Origin of the sequence: Acinetobacter sp. USHLN143, assembly GCF_037145695.1 — a bacterium.
Taxonomy (GTDB): Bacteria; Pseudomonadota; Gammaproteobacteria; order Pseudomonadales; family Moraxellaceae; genus Acinetobacter; species Acinetobacter fasciculus.
In genome coordinates this window covers 1-368 of record NZ_JBBCWZ010000239.1, presented here as the reverse complement: position 1 = coordinate 368, position 368 = coordinate 1, and the positions used below count along the sequence as shown (strand labels likewise).

Below are 368 nucleotides of genomic sequence, written 5' to 3'. Positions count from 1 at the left end.
TGTGATTGATAAAGGCATTGCTTCACCTGAACTGCTCAGCCATGTGCTGGTATCGAAGTATGCCGATCATTTGCCGCTGTACCGTCAGCGCCTGATCTATCAGCGGGCGGGCATTGATCTGTCCAGATCTACTTTATCTGACTGGATAGGTCGCTGCGGTGTAGAACTGGAGCCTCTGGCCAATGCCTTAAAAGAGGTGGTGCTGCAACAGCGGGTGATCCATGCCGATGAAACGCCGGTCACCATCATGCGGATGGGTGATGATGAGAAAAAACCGAAGAAAGGTTATGTCTGGGCCTATGCCACTACACAGTACAATCCAGTTCAAGCGGTGATCTATGACTTTCAGGATAGCCGTTCAGGTCAGC

General features: G+C 51.1%; 1 protein-coding gene. It reads left to right on the top strand.

Going from position 1 to position 368, the window contains the following annotated elements:
* A partial coding sequence (locus WFH18_RS18610) for an IS66 family transposase (RefSeq protein WP_336755426.1) occupies positions 1-368 on the top strand: 368 nt, incomplete at both ends.